This is a genomic window from Pseudophaeobacter leonis, from assembly GCF_002087335.1.
In the GTDB taxonomy this organism is placed as follows: domain Bacteria; phylum Pseudomonadota; class Alphaproteobacteria; order Rhodobacterales; family Rhodobacteraceae; genus Pseudophaeobacter; species Pseudophaeobacter leonis.
This window is the reverse complement of the sequence record NZ_MWVJ01000106.1, coordinates 1-1,087: the sequence shown is the minus strand read 5'-3', so window position 1 is coordinate 1,087 and position 1,087 is coordinate 1. Positions and strand designations below refer to the sequence as shown.

Annotated in this window: 1 pseudogene; it reads right to left on the bottom strand. The window is 54.1% G+C overall.

Annotated elements, in window-relative coordinates:
* Positions 1-1,047, bottom strand: a pseudogene (locus tag B4968_RS20185) (IS30 family transposase); the annotation flags it as partial.
* Between the last annotated feature and the right edge of the window lie 40 nt (positions 1,048-1,087).

Below are 1,087 nucleotides of genomic sequence, written 5' to 3'. Positions count from 1 at the left end.
CTGATATATCAGTGCCCTTGGGGAAGTATTGTCTGAGAAGACGGTTGGTATTTTCGTTACTGCCTCTCTGCCATGGAGACTGAGGATCACAAAAGTAAACTTCGATCTTGGTGGCCATAGTGAAAACTTCGCATGACCGGCCATCTCGGATCCACGATCCCAAGTCAGCGATTTGTAGAGTTCCTTGTGAAGCTTGCGCGCCTGCTTGATGAGGGCGGTGATGACGCTTTGTGTGTCCTTGTTTTCGATCTTCGCCAGCATCACAAAGCGGGAATGGCGTTCCACCAGCGTGGCGATGTAGCTGTTGTTTGACCCCGCGATCAGGTCGCCCTCCCAATGGCCTGGAACGGCCCGATCCTCGATCTCTGGTGGGCGTTCGCAAATTGGAACCGCGTCTTTTATTTTACGCAGCTTAAGACCCTTTTGCGTCGCGTGCCTGGATCGCCGGATAGCACGAGGACTGCGCAGGCATTCCTGCAATTCTTTCTTCAGAACCCCACGGGTTTGAACATAAAGGCTGCGGTAGATCGTTTCGTGTGACACGCGGTTTTGCTCTTCGTCAGGATGCTTCCGCTTGAGCCAACCGGCGATCTGCTCGGGAGACCACTTCAAACGTAGCTTCCGTGATATCCTTTGGCACAAGGGCGCGTTGAAGGAGAGCTTACAAGATTTGGGCCGTTTTTGCGCAGTCCCACGCACGCTGCTCTGAATGTGCAGCGCGATACGCATTCCGACCGCCGTTGCGATGAACCTCCCGACTGATCGTCGAAGGTGACCGCTGCAAGACCCGCGCAATCGCGCGAAACGAACTCTTGGCAGCGAGGCCACGAGAAATCTCTTCTCGTTCCATTAAGCTTCAGAGCAAGGCGGGATCTGGTGCGGGCTGGCGGACGAATACCGCCGGTTACCGCAAGGTGCGGGAAAATCGATGATGACGCGCGATTAAAGCAACGCCCAATCGAACTCATCGACTCTCCACGCTGCCAGCGATCCCAACATCTCCGACTTCTGATTATCAGTGTAAAATGTCCGCGTCCGATACTTCATGCCTAACACTCCATCTTTCCAAGAAGACTAAAGTGTTGCG